General features: G+C 57.9%; 14 protein-coding genes. 7 read left to right on the top strand and 7 right to left on the bottom strand.

Annotated features, from left to right (window positions below; genetic code table 11):
• Nucleotides 1-53 precede the first annotated feature (53 nt).
• The 3 genes from C5L39_RS02935 to dapF are packed head-to-tail and all read left to right on the top strand — an operon-like array spanning nucleotide 54 to nucleotide 2377.
• Complete coding sequence (locus C5L39_RS02935) at nucleotides 54-665, top strand: hypothetical protein (RefSeq protein WP_425453834.1); 612 nt, start codon at nucleotides 54-56, stop codon at nucleotides 663-665.
• Nucleotides 666-671: 6 nt separating this feature from the next.
• Nucleotides 672-1571 (top strand): tRNA (adenosine(37)-N6)-dimethylallyltransferase MiaA, encoded by a 900-nt coding sequence (miaA, locus tag C5L39_RS02930; RefSeq protein WP_123047383.1) that lies wholly within the window; start codon nucleotides 672-674, stop codon nucleotides 1569-1571.
• Nucleotides 1568-2377 (top strand): diaminopimelate epimerase, encoded by an 810-nt coding sequence (gene dapF / locus C5L39_RS02925; protein WP_123047382.1) that lies wholly within the window; start codon nucleotides 1568-1570, stop codon nucleotides 2375-2377. Before miaA ends, dapF begins: the two co-directional genes overlap by 4 nt.
• Here the strand turns inward: dapF and C5L39_RS02920 are convergent.
• Both C5L39_RS02920 and C5L39_RS02915 read right to left on the bottom strand, forming a co-directional pair.
• Nucleotides 2374-2853, bottom strand: coding sequence for a hypothetical protein (locus C5L39_RS02920; protein WP_123047794.1), 480 nt, complete (start codon nucleotides 2851-2853; stop codon nucleotides 2374-2376). The two genes, dapF and C5L39_RS02920, sit on opposite strands and share 4 nt — an antisense overlap.
• Nucleotides 2854-2958: 105 nt before the next feature.
• Nucleotides 2959-3699: a hypothetical protein gene (locus tag C5L39_RS02915; protein WP_123047381.1), complete on the bottom strand. Its 741-nt coding sequence runs from the start codon at nucleotides 3697-3699 to the stop codon at nucleotides 2959-2961.
• 99 nt (nucleotides 3700-3798) lie between these two features.
• Between C5L39_RS02915 and hflX the strand changes: the two genes are divergently transcribed.
• The 3 genes from hflX to C5L39_RS02900 are packed head-to-tail and all read left to right on the top strand — an operon-like array spanning nucleotide 3799 to nucleotide 7182.
• Nucleotides 3799-5358 carry a GTPase HflX gene (gene hflX / locus C5L39_RS02910; protein WP_123047380.1) on the top strand — a complete coding sequence of 520 codons (1560 nt, stop codon included), beginning with the start codon at nucleotides 3799-3801 and terminating at the stop codon, nucleotides 5356-5358.
• Nucleotides 5359-5363: 5 nt separating this feature from the next.
• A complete protein-coding gene (locus C5L39_RS02905; protein WP_123047379.1) occupies nucleotides 5364-6659 on the top strand; it encodes a uracil-xanthine permease family protein in 1296 nt (431 codons plus the stop codon).
• Nucleotides 6660-6702: 43 nt separating this feature from the next.
• Complete coding sequence (locus C5L39_RS02900; RefSeq protein WP_123047378.1) at nucleotides 6703-7182, top strand: GyrI-like domain-containing protein; 480 nt, start codon at nucleotides 6703-6705, stop codon at nucleotides 7180-7182.
• 100 nt (nucleotides 7183-7282) lie between these two features.
• On the opposite strand, the gene C5L39_RS02895 is transcribed toward C5L39_RS02900, so the two are convergent.
• The 3 genes from C5L39_RS02895 to C5L39_RS02885 all read right to left on the bottom strand — a co-directional run bounded on the left by C5L39_RS02895 (nucleotide 7283) and on the right by C5L39_RS02885 (nucleotide 10668).
• Nucleotides 7283-7546 (bottom strand): HPr family phosphocarrier protein, encoded by a 264-nt coding sequence (locus C5L39_RS02895; protein ID WP_123047377.1) that lies wholly within the window; start codon nucleotides 7544-7546, stop codon nucleotides 7283-7285.
• Nucleotides 7547-7612: 66 nt separating this feature from the next.
• Entirely contained in the window at nucleotides 7613-9676 is a 2064-nt protein-coding gene (locus C5L39_RS02890) for a PTS fructose transporter subunit IIABC (RefSeq protein WP_123047376.1), read from the bottom strand.
• On the bottom strand, nucleotides 9673-10668 hold the full coding sequence (locus tag C5L39_RS02885; protein WP_123047375.1) for a 1-phosphofructokinase family hexose kinase: 996 nt from the start codon (nucleotides 10666-10668) through the stop codon (nucleotides 9673-9675). The genes C5L39_RS02890 and C5L39_RS02885 overlap by 4 nt, the downstream gene beginning before the upstream one ends.
• A gap of 337 nt (nucleotides 10669-11005) precedes the next feature.
• On the opposite strand from C5L39_RS02885, the gene ptsP reads away from it, so the two are divergent.
• A complete protein-coding gene (gene ptsP / locus C5L39_RS02880; protein ID WP_123047374.1) occupies nucleotides 11006-12688 on the top strand; it encodes a phosphoenolpyruvate--protein phosphotransferase in 1683 nt (560 codons plus the stop codon).
• Nucleotides 12689-12695: 7 nt separating this feature from the next.
• On the opposite strand, the gene C5L39_RS02875 is transcribed toward ptsP, so the two are convergent.
• Nucleotides 12696-13475, bottom strand: coding sequence for a DeoR/GlpR family DNA-binding transcription regulator (locus C5L39_RS02875; RefSeq protein ID WP_123047373.1), 780 nt, complete (start codon nucleotides 13473-13475; stop codon nucleotides 12696-12698).
• 295 nt (nucleotides 13476-13770) lie between these two features.
• Complete coding sequence (lexA, locus tag C5L39_RS02870; RefSeq protein WP_123047372.1) at nucleotides 13771-14472, bottom strand: transcriptional repressor LexA; 702 nt, start codon at nucleotides 14470-14472, stop codon at nucleotides 13771-13773.
• Nucleotides 14473-14614 lie beyond the last annotated feature (142 nt).

Raw genomic sequence — 14614 nt, 5'->3', positions numbered from 1 at the left:
CCCGTATGAGTGCTCCACCTAACATACCGCGCACCCCTAGGCGGGACAGTACTATGGCCGGGGTGAACGCCAACCTTCTCGTGATGCCAGCCGGGCCCGCCCTGGTGAAACAACTCGCCCCGCAGGATTTAGAAGGTGCAAAATTGCTTGCCAAACTCCGCGAGCTTATCGACGCCCTCCCTTCCGCTACCCCCATTGACCTGGTCGGTAGCCGTGCAAGTCGGTGGATCACCAAACGAGAAGGCTCCTTCGGAGCCTGGGGCGCACCAGAAGTCAACGTCGGAAAAGGGCACCATCTTCCGGAACTTATCCAGCGCTACGCATTGGGCAAACGGGCCGAGCAAGTAGAACAAGTCCGTGGACAGCTCGGGCAGCCACGCCCAGGCGTGCTGACACTAGTAGCCATTGACGGCAGCGCCGGGTTGACCCCCAGAGCGCCCCTGGCATTGCTAGATCAGGCCCCAGAAGTTGATCACTGGTGCCGACAGCTCCTCGCCGGGCAGCTACCTGAGATCGCGCACAACGCGGCGTCGTTAAGCGATGCTGGAATCATTGAGCCGGAGCTATGGCTGGAATTGGCGTCACTGCAACCTCAGCGGGCAGAGTTAATCAACGCTGATATCAGCTTGGGCGTTGGCCGCTACGTGGCCAGATGGGAAATTTAGGAAACAATGCAACCAATTGCCGTAGTGGGGCCGACCGCCTCCGGAAAATCAGCACTGAGCCTAGCGCTGGCACACCAATTCAACGGTGAGATCGTCAATGTTGACTCCATGCAGCTCTACCGCGGGATGGACATCGGCACCGCCAAGCTCAGCATTGAACAACGAGAGGGCATCCCGCACCACCAATTAGACGTGTGGGAGGTCAGCGAAAGTGCCTCGGTGGCCCGCTATCAAACCGATGCCATCGCCGATGTTGAAGAAATCATGGCGCGAGGAAAGACCCCGATCCTGGTCGGCGGATCGATGCTCTATGTCCAATCCCTCATCGACGATTGGCGTTTCCCCCCAACTGACCCGGAAGTACGAGCCCATTTCGAAGGACTACTCCACGAGATCGGGATTGACGCACTCCATGCACAACTAGCCGCAGTAGACCCCACCGCCGCCGCGATCATCGAAGACCAAGACCCTCGTCGCACCGTCCGCGCATTAGAAGTCATCGAACTCACCGGGCAACCCTTCCAAGCCTCCCAACCGCCTAAAAACGCCCCGCCCAGATGGAACACCAGAATCTTGGGTCTGCGCACCAACTCCGAATGGCTCAACCCTCGCATCGAGCAGCGCACTGAGCAGATGTTTGAAGAAGGCTTCATCGATGAGGTCACCGGCCTGGTTCAACAGCATGGGTTGGTGGCAGATTCCACCGCCGGCCGAGCCATCGGCTACGCCCAAGTACTAGCGGCACAAGCCGGACAACTGCCCTGGGAGGACGTCCTCGAGCGCACAATCATTGGAACTAGGCGCTACGTACGCCGCCAACGCTCCTGGTTTAACCGAGATTTGCGGACCCATTGGCTAGCAGCAGAAGATAATCCCATCGAACGGGCGTTAGAGTGGGGCGCGTGAACACCATAGAATTCTCCAAAGGCCATGGCACTGAAAATGACTTCATCATCCTCCCTGACCCACATGGACAGCTGGATCTGACCCCTGCGCAGGTAACCGCACTCTGCGATCGGCGCGCCGGGCTGGGTGCTGATGGCATCTTGCACGTCGTATTCGCCGATGGATTGTGGTTTATGGATTATCGCAACGCTGACGGCTCGATCGCGGAAATGTGCGGCAATGGAGTGCGCGTATTCGCTCACTACCTGCGCTCCCGCGGGCTGGTGGATACGGACGCGTTTACCGTCAACACTCGAGCAGGTCAGCGGCCAGTGGTGGTCCATGACTGCGATGACTTCTCAGCCACCGTCACCGTAGAAATGGGGCCAGCTGAGGTCACTGGCGTATCTACTGCCCAGATGGGCGGGCTAGATTTCGCAGGTCTCGGAGTAGACCTCGGCAATCCGCACCTAGCCGCCGTAATCCCCGGATTGAGCCCGCAACAGCTCAGCGAGTTGGTCTTTGATTCGCCTACTTATGATGCAGAGTTCTTCCCTGAGGGCGTGAACCTAGAGGTAGTCACCGAGCTTGTCGACGATCGCGTGTCCATGCGGGTATTCGAACGCGGGGTAGGTGAGACCCGTTCCTGTGGAACGGGCATTATCGCTGCTGCTCGGGCAGCTCTGGCCGATGCTGGCAAGACCGATGGCCAGCTCACCGTGGAAGTACCTGGCGGCCAGGTGCTGGCGGAGATCACCGGGGAAACCTCCCGGCTGACCGGGCCTTCCCGAATTATTGCTAGTGGCCAGATTGTGCTGGCCGACTAGTAGTTCGGGCCGAGGCGTTTGGCGGCCTGCCGAGCCGTCAGCCAGGCGCTTTCGATATCGAGAGCGCGCTGGTCGGTGACGCTAAGCAATGACTCCAGTTGACTGACCTCTAGAGCAGGATTAGACAACCTAGCTTCAAGCCGGCTGAGATAGCGACGGCTGGTGGCATATTGATGGCGGAAGGATTCCACCGCCGGATCCTCGCAGTCCTGGTCTATTAACGCCGGTCGCATCAGGGTGCGATCGGCGAGCGAATCTGCATCGGGGGCGGTGGCAAACTGGTCATACTCGGCCAGGACATCGCTGATGTCTTCCGCCGAGAGCGCGATAGAGGCACGCAATGCCGTGATCTCCGTAGCATCAGGGCGTTTGTTGGAGACTAAGAAAGCGATCGCCACAATCGGGGCAATCAGCAATAATCCTTGTAACCGAAATAGCACCAAAATCAGCAACGAGCTGATGATGATGATTGTCATCGCCCAGGGGAATTTATTCGGCCCGGGATGGGGGAGTGATCCTTCGCGCATCATGGCACTTTCCAGCTCCTATCCCGGTTGATTATCGCTTGTCGCTGCTAATTTTTAGCCGCAACCACAGCTTCCGCCGCAACCTCCGCAGCCACCACCGGAGACCGGAGACAACACCGAGGCGGTCAGCAGCGCAGTACCGGCAATGATCGCGTCACGGGCTGGGAGCTCAGAGACATCTGGCAGACACACATCGAAGGGGAACGCGCCATCGACGACGGCGTGGATAAAACGCTGTCCGGTGAGCTGGTTCGTGCGGTGTTCAGCCTCAAGAACGCGGGCAGAAAAGCTGATGGCAGCATCCGGCACGGCTCCGCCGGAGCCAGAGATCACGAGCTGAGCACCTTCGGAGACCAGCTGTCCCTCGACCTCGCCGGTGGCGGCCTGGTAAGCATCGGCGCTGTCATAAGTGGTGGTGTTGAGAGCCAACGCAGTGACCCCGATCTGCTGCCACTGCTGAGTGGGTTCTTCTGCCAGCAACGGGCCTTGAGCAAGGTTGCAGGTGATAGAGGTCAAAACATTTCCGGCAGGATCAAGGATCTCGCAGAAAGCCAGCACATCGTTGACCATGCTGACATGGGCGAAAGTTTGGGTAATCGCCTCAAATCCGGCGAAGGTCGCGAAGGGTTCGACGGCGAGGATATTGATCTGCGCGCCGGAAACATCCGCGAACTGAATGAGCTGTCCGCCTCGGATCTCACCGATGACGGCTAGCTGATTGGTGGCGATAGCGGCTTCGACGGCATCCTGCCAGCGGTCGAATCCCAGGCCGATGCTTTTCAGGTCGGTACTCATGATCTTCAGTCTAACGGTTCCCACCCACAACCTGAATCACGGTGGCAGATATCCGACCTATGCCAGGTCGGGGGAGCAAACGTGGAACAATAGTAAACAATGACTGAATCCTCAGACCACAATTCCGGCCGCCGGAGCATTGACTCCGATCACGACGGCCTTCTCGCACGTGCGTTCAAAGACAACACTCCGCAGCCGACGGAACCGGAGGACCCGGGCACAGACCTGTCCGGCCTCCTATCGCCAACGGTCGGCGAGCTCGATCTAGCCGAGCGAAATGCGATGCGCCAGGGCTCCCGCGAGACCACTATCCGCGCCGAAGAAATCCAAGATGGCTTCGAGGTTGAGTACCGCAAGCTGCGCCTAGAACAGGTCATCTTGGTTGGCGTATGGACCGAAGGCACTAGCGCAGAGGTCGAAGCGAACATGGCGGAACTGACCGCTTTGGCGGAAACTGCTGGCGCCGAAGTCCTCGAATCGCTCTATCAGCGCCGAGACAAGCCCGACCCCGGTACATTCATCGGCTCGGGAAAAGTCACCGAACTCAAAGAAATCATCGCAGCTACCGGAGCAGACACGGTCGTCTTCGATGGTGAGCTGACTCCTGGCCAATTGGTCACCCTAGAGTCCACACTCAACCTCAAAGTAATCGACCGAACCATGCTCATCCTGGATATTTTCGCCCAGCATGCGAAGTCCAAAGAGGGTAAAGCTCAGGTCGGCTTAGCCCAGATGGAGTATCTCTACACCCGTGTGCGCGGCTGGGGCGGTAGTCTGTCGCGTCAGGGTGGTGGCCGAGCCGGTTCTAATGGCGGCGTTGGCCTTCGTGGCCCTGGCGAGACTCGAATCGAGTCTGACCGTCGTCGCCTACGCGCCGATATGGCCAAGCTGCGTCGTGAACTTGCCAGCATGAAAACTGCCCGTGAGATCAAGCGTCAGCGTCGCCAAGAGTCGACCATCTCGCAGATCGCCATTGCCGGCTACACCAACGCCGGTAAATCTTCACTCATTAATGCCATGACTGGGGCGGGAGTCTTGGTGGAGAACGCTTTGTTCGCCACCCTGGATCCGACCACTCGGCGCGCTGAACTAGCCGATGGGCGGTCGGTAGTGTTCACCGATACCGTCGGTTTTGTTCGGCACCTGCCCACCCAGTTGGTGGAGGCGTTCAAGTCCACCTTGGAAGAGGTCTTGGCCGCCGATTTGATGCTCCATGTTGTTGATGGATCAGACCCCTTTCCGCTCAAGCAGATTGAGGCTGTCAACAAGGTCATCTACGACATCGTCAAGGAAACTGAGCAACCCGCTCCCGCGGAAATGATCGTCGTAAACAAGATCGACGCCGCCGATCCGATGGTGCTCGCTGAACTGCGACATGTCCTAGATCGCGAGGATGTGGTGTATGTCTCTGCACTCACTGGCGAGGGCATTAAAGAGCTCGAAGCCAGGGTCGAGTTATTCCTCAACTCCCAGGATACTCACCTGCACGTGCTGGTGCCTTTTACCCGCGGAGATGTGGTTTCCAGGCTGCACAGCTCAGGCACAGTGCGCAGTGAGGAATACACCGCTGAAGGCACGCTCATGGACGTCCGATTGCCAGCATCACTGGCGTTAGAGCTGTCTGAATTCGTGGTAGAGGACTTCAAGGGCCATAATTAGGATTCGTGACTAACTCCCCAGGAAGCCTTTTCGGCTGGACCGTCCATGGTGACGGCAAGAATATCCGCCCCGGCGCAGTCGTAGCGCCCGAACAACGTTTGACCTGGCCGCGCACAATCGGCATCGGTATGCAGCACGTGGTAGCCATGTTTGGCGCCACCTTGTTGGTGCCTACACTCACCGGCTTCCCGGTCAACACCACCCTGTTGTTCTCGGGCTTGGGCACGATCATGTTCTTGTTGATCACCCGTAACCGACTTCCTTCCTACCTCGGCTCTTCCTTCGCATTTATCGCACCGATGGCAGCAAGCCAGTCCTATGGCCCAGGCGCCCAAATTGGTGGCGTCCTGATCACCGGCCTTGTACTGATCGCGGTGGGCTTTATTGTTAAAGCCGCTGGCCGACAGGTAATTGATGCGGTCATGCCACCCGCGGTCACTGGTGCGATTGTTGCCTTGATCGGATTGAACTTGGCACCGACTGCAGTGGTGAACTTTGAGGCTCAGCCCTTGGTGGCAGCAGTGACTTTGGTGTGCATCCTCTTGGCTACCGTCGCTGGTCGAGGAATGATTGCTCGCCTGGGCATTCTCCTTGGAGTGGTAGTCGGCTGGGTATTTGCAGCAGTGACCGGCAACCTGGCAGAAGGCACCAATGAAGCCGTTTCCCAAGCCGCCTGGTTTGGTCTTCCCGAGTTCCATTCCCCGGAGTTCCAACTCTCTGCCATCCTGGTCACCTTGCCGGTGATCATTGTCTTGATCGCGGAAAACGTCGGTCACGTCAAGGCAGTCAGCGAAATGACTGGTCGCAATCTGGATGACTTGGCCGGTGACGCGCTAGTAGCTGATGGTTTAGCTACGACTCTTGCCGGTAGCTTCGGCGGTTCCGGTACTACCACCTACGCAGAGAACATCGGCGTCATGGCCGCGACCAAGGTCTACTCCACAGCCGCCTATTGGGTTGCTGCCTTTACCGCTATTGCCTTGGCGTTTATCCCGAAGTTCGGGGCGCTTATCTTCACCATTCCGGTTGGTGTGCTCGGTGGCGCCACCTTGGTCCTTTATGGCTTGATCGGCATGCTGGGTATCCGCATTTGGCAGGATAATCAGGTCAACTTCAACAACCCGGTTAACCTCACCACCGCAGCAGTCGCATTGGTAGCCGGCATCGGTAACCTAACGCTGTCGGTCTTTGGCGTGGAGCTGGAGGGCATCGCCTGGGGCTCGGCGGGCATTATCATTGCCTACCCGCTGCTCAAGCGCCTCTATCTCACCGTCGGCGAAGGCAAAGGCGCAACCTTCTAATTGCAGTACCGAAGGTCCAGACCGCTAGGTAGACTCGCAAAGTATGACCCAGACACGAACGTTTACGGTCCCTGCCCATGCTTTTCTCGCTGAGCGAAAAATCATCAAAGGCGCTGATATCGGCGCCTTTGTCGGTAGCTCCTTGGAAAAAACCTTTGGTTCTTTCGCTGCGGTTGGGGAGGCGCCCTCCGGTCCGCCTCGGGTGTACTACTACAGTCCAATGGCAGAAACGGTCGATCTGGCCAGTGGTTTCCCTATCGCTGAGGAACTCATTTCAGCAGTGGAATCTGTGCTCTCAGCTGACTCTGGCCTCGCAGTGTACCGAGTAGGAGAAACTGAAGTGCTCAGTATTCGACACACTGGCAGCTATGACACGCTCAAAGATTCCTGGCAGGAATTGAGCGAGCAGCTTCGCATCTTGGGCCGTCCTACCGGTCCAGTGTTCTGGGAAGAATATGTGACGATGCCCTCTTCAGAGGACCCTTCAGCCAACGTCACTGATCTCTACGCCACGTTGCTTTAGTCGGTTAGGAATATCGAAAAGCTAACGCCTGCCTCCCCCAAGAAATCGGGGAGGCAGGCGTTAGCTTTCGCTTTGCTAGCGAGTGCTAGCTGCAGGAAGGTTAGGCGTCTAGATCTGATGCGATGAGCGCGGCGATCTTCTCTACCGCTTCAGCGTTATCTGACGTGACGGTGATCTGGTCACCCTTTTCTGCACCCAAAGCCATGATCATCAGGGAAGAGGCAGCATCCGCCTCTTCTTCCTCATCGTCGGGGACGGTGAGGATAATGTCTTCGTCGTATTCGCCAGCAGCATCGGCGACGACAGAGGCAGGGCGGGCGTGGAGACCGACGGCGGAACCGACGGTGACGGTCTTAGATGCCATGAGCAGAAGTCCTTTCAGGGACGGGATTTCAGTAATTACCAGTGTAGGTAGTCTGTCGGAAGACTGCTACGCAGCGGCCAATTGTTGTTCGCGTGCAGCGGCTTCTTGGGCGATGCGGTTAGGCCAGAATTGCTTCAGCGCGATCACAGTTGCGGCAGAAACCGCCGTGCCCGCGGCAATGGCCAAGAGGAAGCCCCACCAAGGATCGATGGCGAACAGGACGAACACGCCACCGTGAGGAGCCCTGGAACCAACTCCCAGTGCCATCGATAGTGCGCCGGTGACCGCGCCGCCAGCCATCATCGAGGGGATTACCCGCAGTGGGTCGGCTGCTGCGAAGGGAATAGCGCCTTCTGAGATAAACGACAGTCCCAGCAACCAGGCGGACTTGCCATTTTCCTGCTCAGCGGGAGTAAACAGCGTCTTACGCAGCAGGGTGGCTACCGATAGGGCGATCGGCGGGACCATACCAGCGGCCATGACAGCAGCCATGATCTGGAGGCTGGCTTCATCACCAGTGGACAATCCAGCGGTGGCGAAGAGATAAGCAGCCTTGTTGACTGGCCCGCCCAAGTCGAAGCACATCATCAGACCGAGGATGATACCAAGCAGCACTGCAGAGGTGCCGGACAAAGAGCTAAGCCAATCGGTCATTCCCATCATTGCGGAAGCTAGGGGGCGACCTAGCAACAAGAACATAATCAGGCCGACGGATAGGGACGTCAGCAGCGGGATGACCACCACCGGCATGAGGGAGACCAAGATCCGAGGGACCTTCCAGCTACCGATCCAGTAGGCGATGAGACCAGCGAGGATACCGGTGACCAGACCGCCGAGGAAGCCAGCGCCGATGAGCACGGAAATGCCGCCACCGACAAAGCCGGGGGCGATGCCGGGGCGTCCGGCCAGAGCCATCGCAGTGTATCCAGATAGCGCGGCGACGATAAAGCCCATCGCCATCTGGCCGGTGGCAAAGAGCACCGCGCCCATGTAGAGAGCCAGCCCGGAACGATCGAAGGTGATCAGCTCGCCGCCGACCTCGACGGTGTTGCCGGGGAGATTATTAGGGGAATAACCAGTGGCGATGGCCTCCCAGCCGTTGGCCATGTCGTAGCCGCCGACGAGGAAGCCCAGCGCCAAGAGGAGTCCACCAGCAGCAACGAAGGGGATCATGTAGGACACACCCGTCATCACCGCCTGCTGGATTTTGCGAGGCCAACCGATTTCGGCGTCTTCATCGGCGGCTGCTGCACTGGCACCTGAGCCACCAGCAGAGACCTTGCGGGCATTGGGATTGTTCGAGGCAACAATCGCCTCATCGATCATGACCCCAGGTTCATTGATAGCGCGCTTAACGCCTGATTCAATCACGGGCTTGCCAGCGAAACGCTCGCGGTCCCGGACCCCGACATCAGTAGCAAAGATGACGGCATCAGCCGCAGCAATAGTCGAATTGGGCATCGATTTGGTCGAAGATGAGCCTTGGGTTTCCACGACCAATTCGACGTCTGCGCGGGCTTCTGCAGCTTGAGCCAGGGCGTCGGCAGCCATATAGGTATGTGCGATACCAGTGGGACAAGCGGTGATCGCGACGATCCGCGTCGTGGATTCTCCTGTAGGTTCCGCAGCCGGTTGCTCGGTGGCGGTAGCGGGCTCGGCAGGCTTCTTCTTTTTTTCTGCCGTGATGACCTCAGTGACGAGCGTGACGATGTCCTCGTTGGTGTCTGCTGCCCGTAGGCTATCGAGGAAATCCTTACGTACTAGTGCTCGGGCTAGCTTGGAGAGGATCTTGAGATGCTCTTTGCCTCCGCCTGCGGGGGCTGCGATGAGGAATACCAAGTCGGCATCTCCATCGGGCCCACCGAAGTCGACGGGACGGGCCAAGCGGGCGAAACCGAGCGTCGGCACGGTTATTGCCTCAGAACGGCAATGGGGGATTGCCACCTTGCCAGGAACCCCAGTGGGGGCCTTAGTCTCGCGGGTGAGCGCATCGGTGGCCAGCTGCTGGGGGTCAGTGGTGCGACCGGCGGTAGCAAGCACCCCTGCAAGTTGGGTGACGATGTCGGTGGCTGAAGTGCCGAAGTCCGCGTCCAAGCGGACAAGATCGGCGGTAATGATCGGAGAGGTCATTGTTCTTCCTCGGAGTTCAGGAGTGCGAGATGAAATTCCCGCACGTCTATGTCAGCGATCTTCAGTTGGTGAGGGGAGGGAAGTTGGGTACCGGGGAGACCAGCGGCGGCGGAACCATAAGCCACTGCCCGGACGAGACAATCAGCTGGACTAGCACCTTCGGTGCGAGCGAGTAAGTAGCCCGCGAGCGAGCTATCGCCGGCTCCGACGGTAGAGAGAACTACTGTCGGTGGCGGAGTGGCAAACCAAGCGCCGTGTGCAGTGACCAGTGCGGCACCAGCCTCACCAAGAGTGACTAGTACCTCCTGAATACCACGAGTGATCAATTCGGAGGCTGCAGCGATCACTGGACTGATGTCGCCAGCTAGAGCTGCTCTTTCAATTGCTTGGCCGTCTTGGCCGGTGAGCTGTCCTAATTCAAGCCCATTGGGCTTGATTAGGGTAGGCGCAGCACATTCGAGGCCGCGACCTACTTCAGCGATGGCGTTGTCGGAGGTGTCGATCGCAATCTTGAGTTCTGGTCGGGTCTGGCGGATCCGTTCCATGAGCAAGGTGTACCAGTTTTTAGGTGCGCCCGGTGGCAAAGAACCTGCGATGACCAGCCAATCAGTGAAGGCGAGCAGCTTGTCTAGTTCTTGCTCCAGAGTTTCACGGGTAGCAGGGGTGATCCGAGCCCCGGGGCCATTGATTTTGGTGGTGGTCCCGTCCGGCTCAGTCAAGGTGGTGTTCATCCGTACCCCACCATTGACTGGGACCGAGTGAAAGGGGATTTCGGCCTGTTTTAGCAATGCAATGAAGGGGTCATCTTCATCTGCGGGGAAAAGCGCAAGGCTCTTTCGCTCGGCCAAGTGAAGGGCATGGGCGACGTTTACCCCCTTTCCGCCTGCCACCTGAGAAACGGATGTCGGTCGCATGACCTGGCCCCGCTGCAAGGGGGAAGCCAGCTGCATCGTTGCATCGATGCTGGGGTTTGGGGTCAAGGTGAGTATCACAGTGGACTCCCTGTCCGTTCGGATATTTTCTAGCCCAATCTGTAATGAATCGGGACTCAGGCAGCGAGCGTCATTCCGAGAAACGATGGTGGGTGACACCTTGAACTGGCCTGATCGTAGAACACTTGGATGTAGAGACAGTCAATCTAACCAAAAAGACGAAGAAATGAGATCCCTGGAAGTGGCATAGCTCACAACGGTAGTCTCTTTGTGTCCTAAGCTTTGCCCGATTGTGTCTGATTGTCAAATAGGCCATGTTGGTATCGTTGCGCAAACGGGGAAAATGTGGTGATCTTGAGGGTGGATATATCCATGGTGTGTGAGACGGGAGACAATCATGCAAGGTGTGCATAGCGTCACGATCAAGGGCACCGGCGTAGTAGCCGGAATTGCCTATGCGCAGGCCATCTGGGTTCGGCCTCGGCCGGAGCTGCCCTCAGCGGGGGAGACCGTTCCAGAAGAAGCTAGGGAAGCAGAATTCGAGAGGTTTGTGGCAGCTGCGGATACCGTAGCGACACGATTGATCGATCGTTCTCACCATCACGAAGGCTCTGCGGGGGAAGTCCTCAAGGCTACTGCCGGAATGGTCAAAGACCGAGGCTGGCGCAAAGCCGCTCGCAAATTCATTAACTCCGGCCAAGCGGCAGAAAATGCCACGGTAGCCGCGACCGATAAATTTGTAGCGTTATTTGAATCCGCGGGTGGCTTGATGGCGGAGCGCACCACTGATCTCAAAGATATTCGGGACCGAGTTCTAGCAGAGCTGCGGGGAGAACCCGAGCCGGGTTTGCCGGAGATCGAGGGGCAAGCTGTACTTTTTGCCGACGATCTTTCTCCGGCAGATACTGCGACCCTAGACACTGATCTCGTGGTTGCCCTGGTTACTGAATTGGGTGGTCCGACCAGCCACACCGCAATCATTGCTCGCCAGCTCAACTTGCCTTGCATCGTTGCCGTGGGCAGCGCTATCCGGGAAATTGACAACGATGAATTCGTGCTGATCGATGGTGCGATGGGCACCATTATCATCGGAGCGGATCCGGAGAGCTCCCAGGAATCGGTGAAAGAATCTCGTGCACGCGCGGCAGTCGTTGCTAAGTGGCGCGGTCCGGCAAAGACGCAGGACGGACATCGGGTGCAGTTGTTGGCAAACGTGGCAGACGGCAATGCTGCCCGCCTCGCTGCTGACTCCCAAGCCGAAGGCATCGGCCTCTACCGGACAGAAATGAGCTTTCTTTCTGCCACGGAAGAACCCGGCGTCCAAGAACAAGCTCGTATCTACCGCAAAGTCTTTGATGCCTTCCCCGAGTCGAAGGTAGTCATTCGCACCCTTGATGCGGGTTCGGACAAGCCGATCGCTTATGCCAACATGGCAGCCGAAGAAAACCCAGCCTTGGGTGTGCGTGGACTGCGTATCGCCAACAACAATGAGCCGCTGTTGGCCCGTCAGCTAGATGCCATCGCCTTGGCCGCTGATGGACGTGGAGATGACGCGCCGACGTGGGTGATGGCGCCAATGGTGGCCACCCAGCGCGAGGCAAAGTGGTTTGCCGGTCTGTGTCGTGAGCGGGGCTTGATCGCTGGCGCAATGATTGAGGTGCCGGCAGCTGCTCTTATGGCGGATAAGCTCATGCCGTTTTTGGATTTTGTGTCCATTGGCACCAATGACCTCACGCAGTACACGATGGCAGCTGATCGGCTTTCGCCACAGTTGGCTTACCTGACTGACCCCTGGCAGCCAGCGGTGTTGCGTCTGATCCGCCACACTTGTGTCATCGGGCACGATACGCAGACTCCGGTGGGAGTCTGTGGTGAAGCAGCCGCTGACCCACTATTGGCTTGCGTGCTCACTGGTCTGGGAGTGAACTCATTGTCGGCGGCCTCCACTGCGCTACCTGGCGTGGGAGCTCAGCTAGCCGATGTTGATCTAGAGACCTGCAAGCAGGCCGCAGATGCTGCACTGGAGTCCGTGGGAGCAGCTGCAGCTCGCGAGGCAGTCCGCGAGCTCATTCTAGGATAATCCCCGCTTAGGCGGCGATAATGACCTCGATCTCCCGATCGCGCAGCGCCTGAACGAAACTTTCAGGTGCTGCAGGATCGGTGATGACCACATCAATGGCATCGATGCCAGCGAAACTGACTAGATAGTCATTGCCTAGTTTGGTCGAGTCACAGAGCACAACCACCTTGTGGGCATTGGTCACCATGGCCGACTTAATCGCGGCTTCTTGGGCATCGGCGGTGGATAGCCCATGATCGAGAGTCAAGGCATTGGTGCCGATGAAGGCAACATCCGCACGCATCAAAGCGAGTGTCCGTAGAGCAGTATCTCCGACGACTGCTTGGGTGATGGCGCGTACCGAACCGCCGAGGAGTTGCACCTCTGGCAGGCCCTTGTTAGTGAGGTTTAATGCGATGGGGAGGCTATTGGTAACGATGGACCATTGGCGCGCATTGGGCTGCTCAGCGATAAACTCCGCCAAAGTGCCGATGGTGGTGCCAGAGTCAAGAAAGAGCCCTCCATTAGGTTCCGGAAGAAACCTGAGAGCTGCTCGAGCAATGGACGACTTCGCCGTCGGGGAAGAACGAAAGCGGGCGTCCAAGGTGAACTCCGCAGTCTGAAAAGTCTGGCTGGCCACCGCACCACCGTGTACACGGTGGACTACTCCCTCACGGTCGAGCACTGCCAAATCCCGGCGGATAGTCTCTGCCGTCACATCAAAATGGCTGGCAAGCTCAGTGACGTTGACGCGTCCCTCCGTAGCAGTGAGTGCAGCGATCTGTCGCCGACGTTCTTCTGCGTACATGGATATTCCTCACGATCCCACATGAATTACCGGACTGATGCCCGTTTCTTCCATTGTGGCAGAATCTTTGACTTAGTGGCCCGAGTTGGCCCTAGCTGCCGAAGATTGCCATGTCGATTCCGTCGATCGGTGGGAAAATCCACGCTCAGAACCCAATTTGTGCCCGTTCGGGTGGGAACATGCCCAAATTTAACATTTTGAATATTCCCTATTCGGGGGTAGCCAGTGCTAAATATTCACTTCCAATCTACTGGGATGGGGTGAATGCCAAAGTGGTTCTCAGAGATCTTGAGGCTTAGAGCTTTCGTAGGACGGTGACAATCTTGCCCATTATCTCTGCATTCTCACCCGAGATTGGAGCGAAGTCATCGTTGTGGGGAAGCAACCAGACTCCGGTGGAATCCTTGTGGAATTCCTTAGCGGTGGCTTCTCCCTCGATCAGCGCAGCAACGAACTCTCCTTGTTCGGCTACCGGTTGGGAGCGGACAACGACCCAGTCGCCGTCGAGGATGCCAGCGTTGATCATTGATTCACCGACGATTCGGAGCATGAATAGTTCACCATCGCCGACTAGCTCTGAGGGCAGTGGATAGTATTCTTCGACGGTCTGCTCAGCGAGCATGGGTGAGCCTGCCGCGATCTGGCCCAGTACGGGAATGAAATTAGTGGGACTGGCCTCGGTATCGGGAGTTTTGACGGCAGAACGCCGACCAGGCTTTTTGGCCGAGTCGGTGGAGCTGATGGTGCGGACATCTACTGCACGGGGCTTATTGGGGTCCCTGCGAAGGAAGCCCTTCTTCTCCAATTGCTTGAGCTGGTAGGCCACTGAGGAGGTGGACTGCAGACCTGCGGCATCTCCAATCTCCCGAATGCTCGGCGGGTAGCCCCGTAGAACTACCGCATCGCGGATGACCTCGAGGATGCGGCGCTGTCGGTCCGACAACGCTGCCGGGTCGGGCTTACCGGTAGGGGTGAGGCTGGGAGTCGGGCGGGCCATGGGGAGGATTCCTTCTGCGTCGGGGTGTATGGATGTTCGCTAGTGGAGCTGGCGATCAGGCAAACTCCTCGAATGCCTGTACGGGAGAAATCAGTCATCTAGATACATGTTTAGCACGTACTGGTACGGATGTTCGAGACCC

Source organism: Corynebacterium alimapuense, assembly GCF_003716585.1.
Classification (GTDB): Bacteria; Actinomycetota; Actinomycetes; order Mycobacteriales; family Mycobacteriaceae; genus Corynebacterium; species Corynebacterium alimapuense.
This window is presented reverse-complemented; position numbering and strand designations above follow the sequence as displayed.

Coding starts and splice junctions, on each gene's coding strand:
- C5L39_RS02920 (WP_123047794.1), bottom strand. CDS start 2,853: ATGACAATCATCATCATCAGCTCGTTGCTGATTTTGGTGCTATTTCGG.
- lexA (WP_123047372.1), bottom strand. CDS start 14,472: ATGGCCCGCCCGACTCCCAGCCTCACCCCTACCGGTAAGCCCGACCCG.
- C5L39_RS02935 (WP_425453834.1), top strand. CDS start 54: ATGGCCGGGGTGAACGCCAACCTTCTCGTGATGCCAGCCGGGCCCGCC.
- hflX (WP_123047380.1), top strand. CDS start 3,799: ATGACTGAATCCTCAGACCACAATTCCGGCCGCCGGAGCATTGACTCC.
- C5L39_RS02895 (WP_123047377.1), bottom strand. CDS start 7,546: ATGGCATCTAAGACCGTCACCGTCGGTTCCGCCGTCGGTCTCCACGCC.
- C5L39_RS02900 (WP_123047378.1), top strand. CDS start 6,703: ATGACCCAGACACGAACGTTTACGGTCCCTGCCCATGCTTTTCTCGCT.
- ptsP (WP_123047374.1), top strand. CDS start 11,006: ATGCAAGGTGTGCATAGCGTCACGATCAAGGGCACCGGCGTAGTAGCC.
- C5L39_RS02915 (WP_123047381.1), bottom strand. CDS start 3,699: ATGAGTACCGACCTGAAAAGCATCGGCCTGGGATTCGACCGCTGGCAG.
- miaA (WP_123047383.1), top strand. CDS start 672: ATGCAACCAATTGCCGTAGTGGGGCCGACCGCCTCCGGAAAATCAGCA.
- C5L39_RS02875 (WP_123047373.1), bottom strand. CDS start 13,475: ATGTACGCAGAAGAACGTCGGCGACAGATCGCTGCACTCACTGCTACG.
- C5L39_RS02890 (WP_123047376.1), bottom strand. CDS start 9,676: ATGACCTCTCCGATCATTACCGCCGATCTTGTCCGCTTGGACGCGGAC.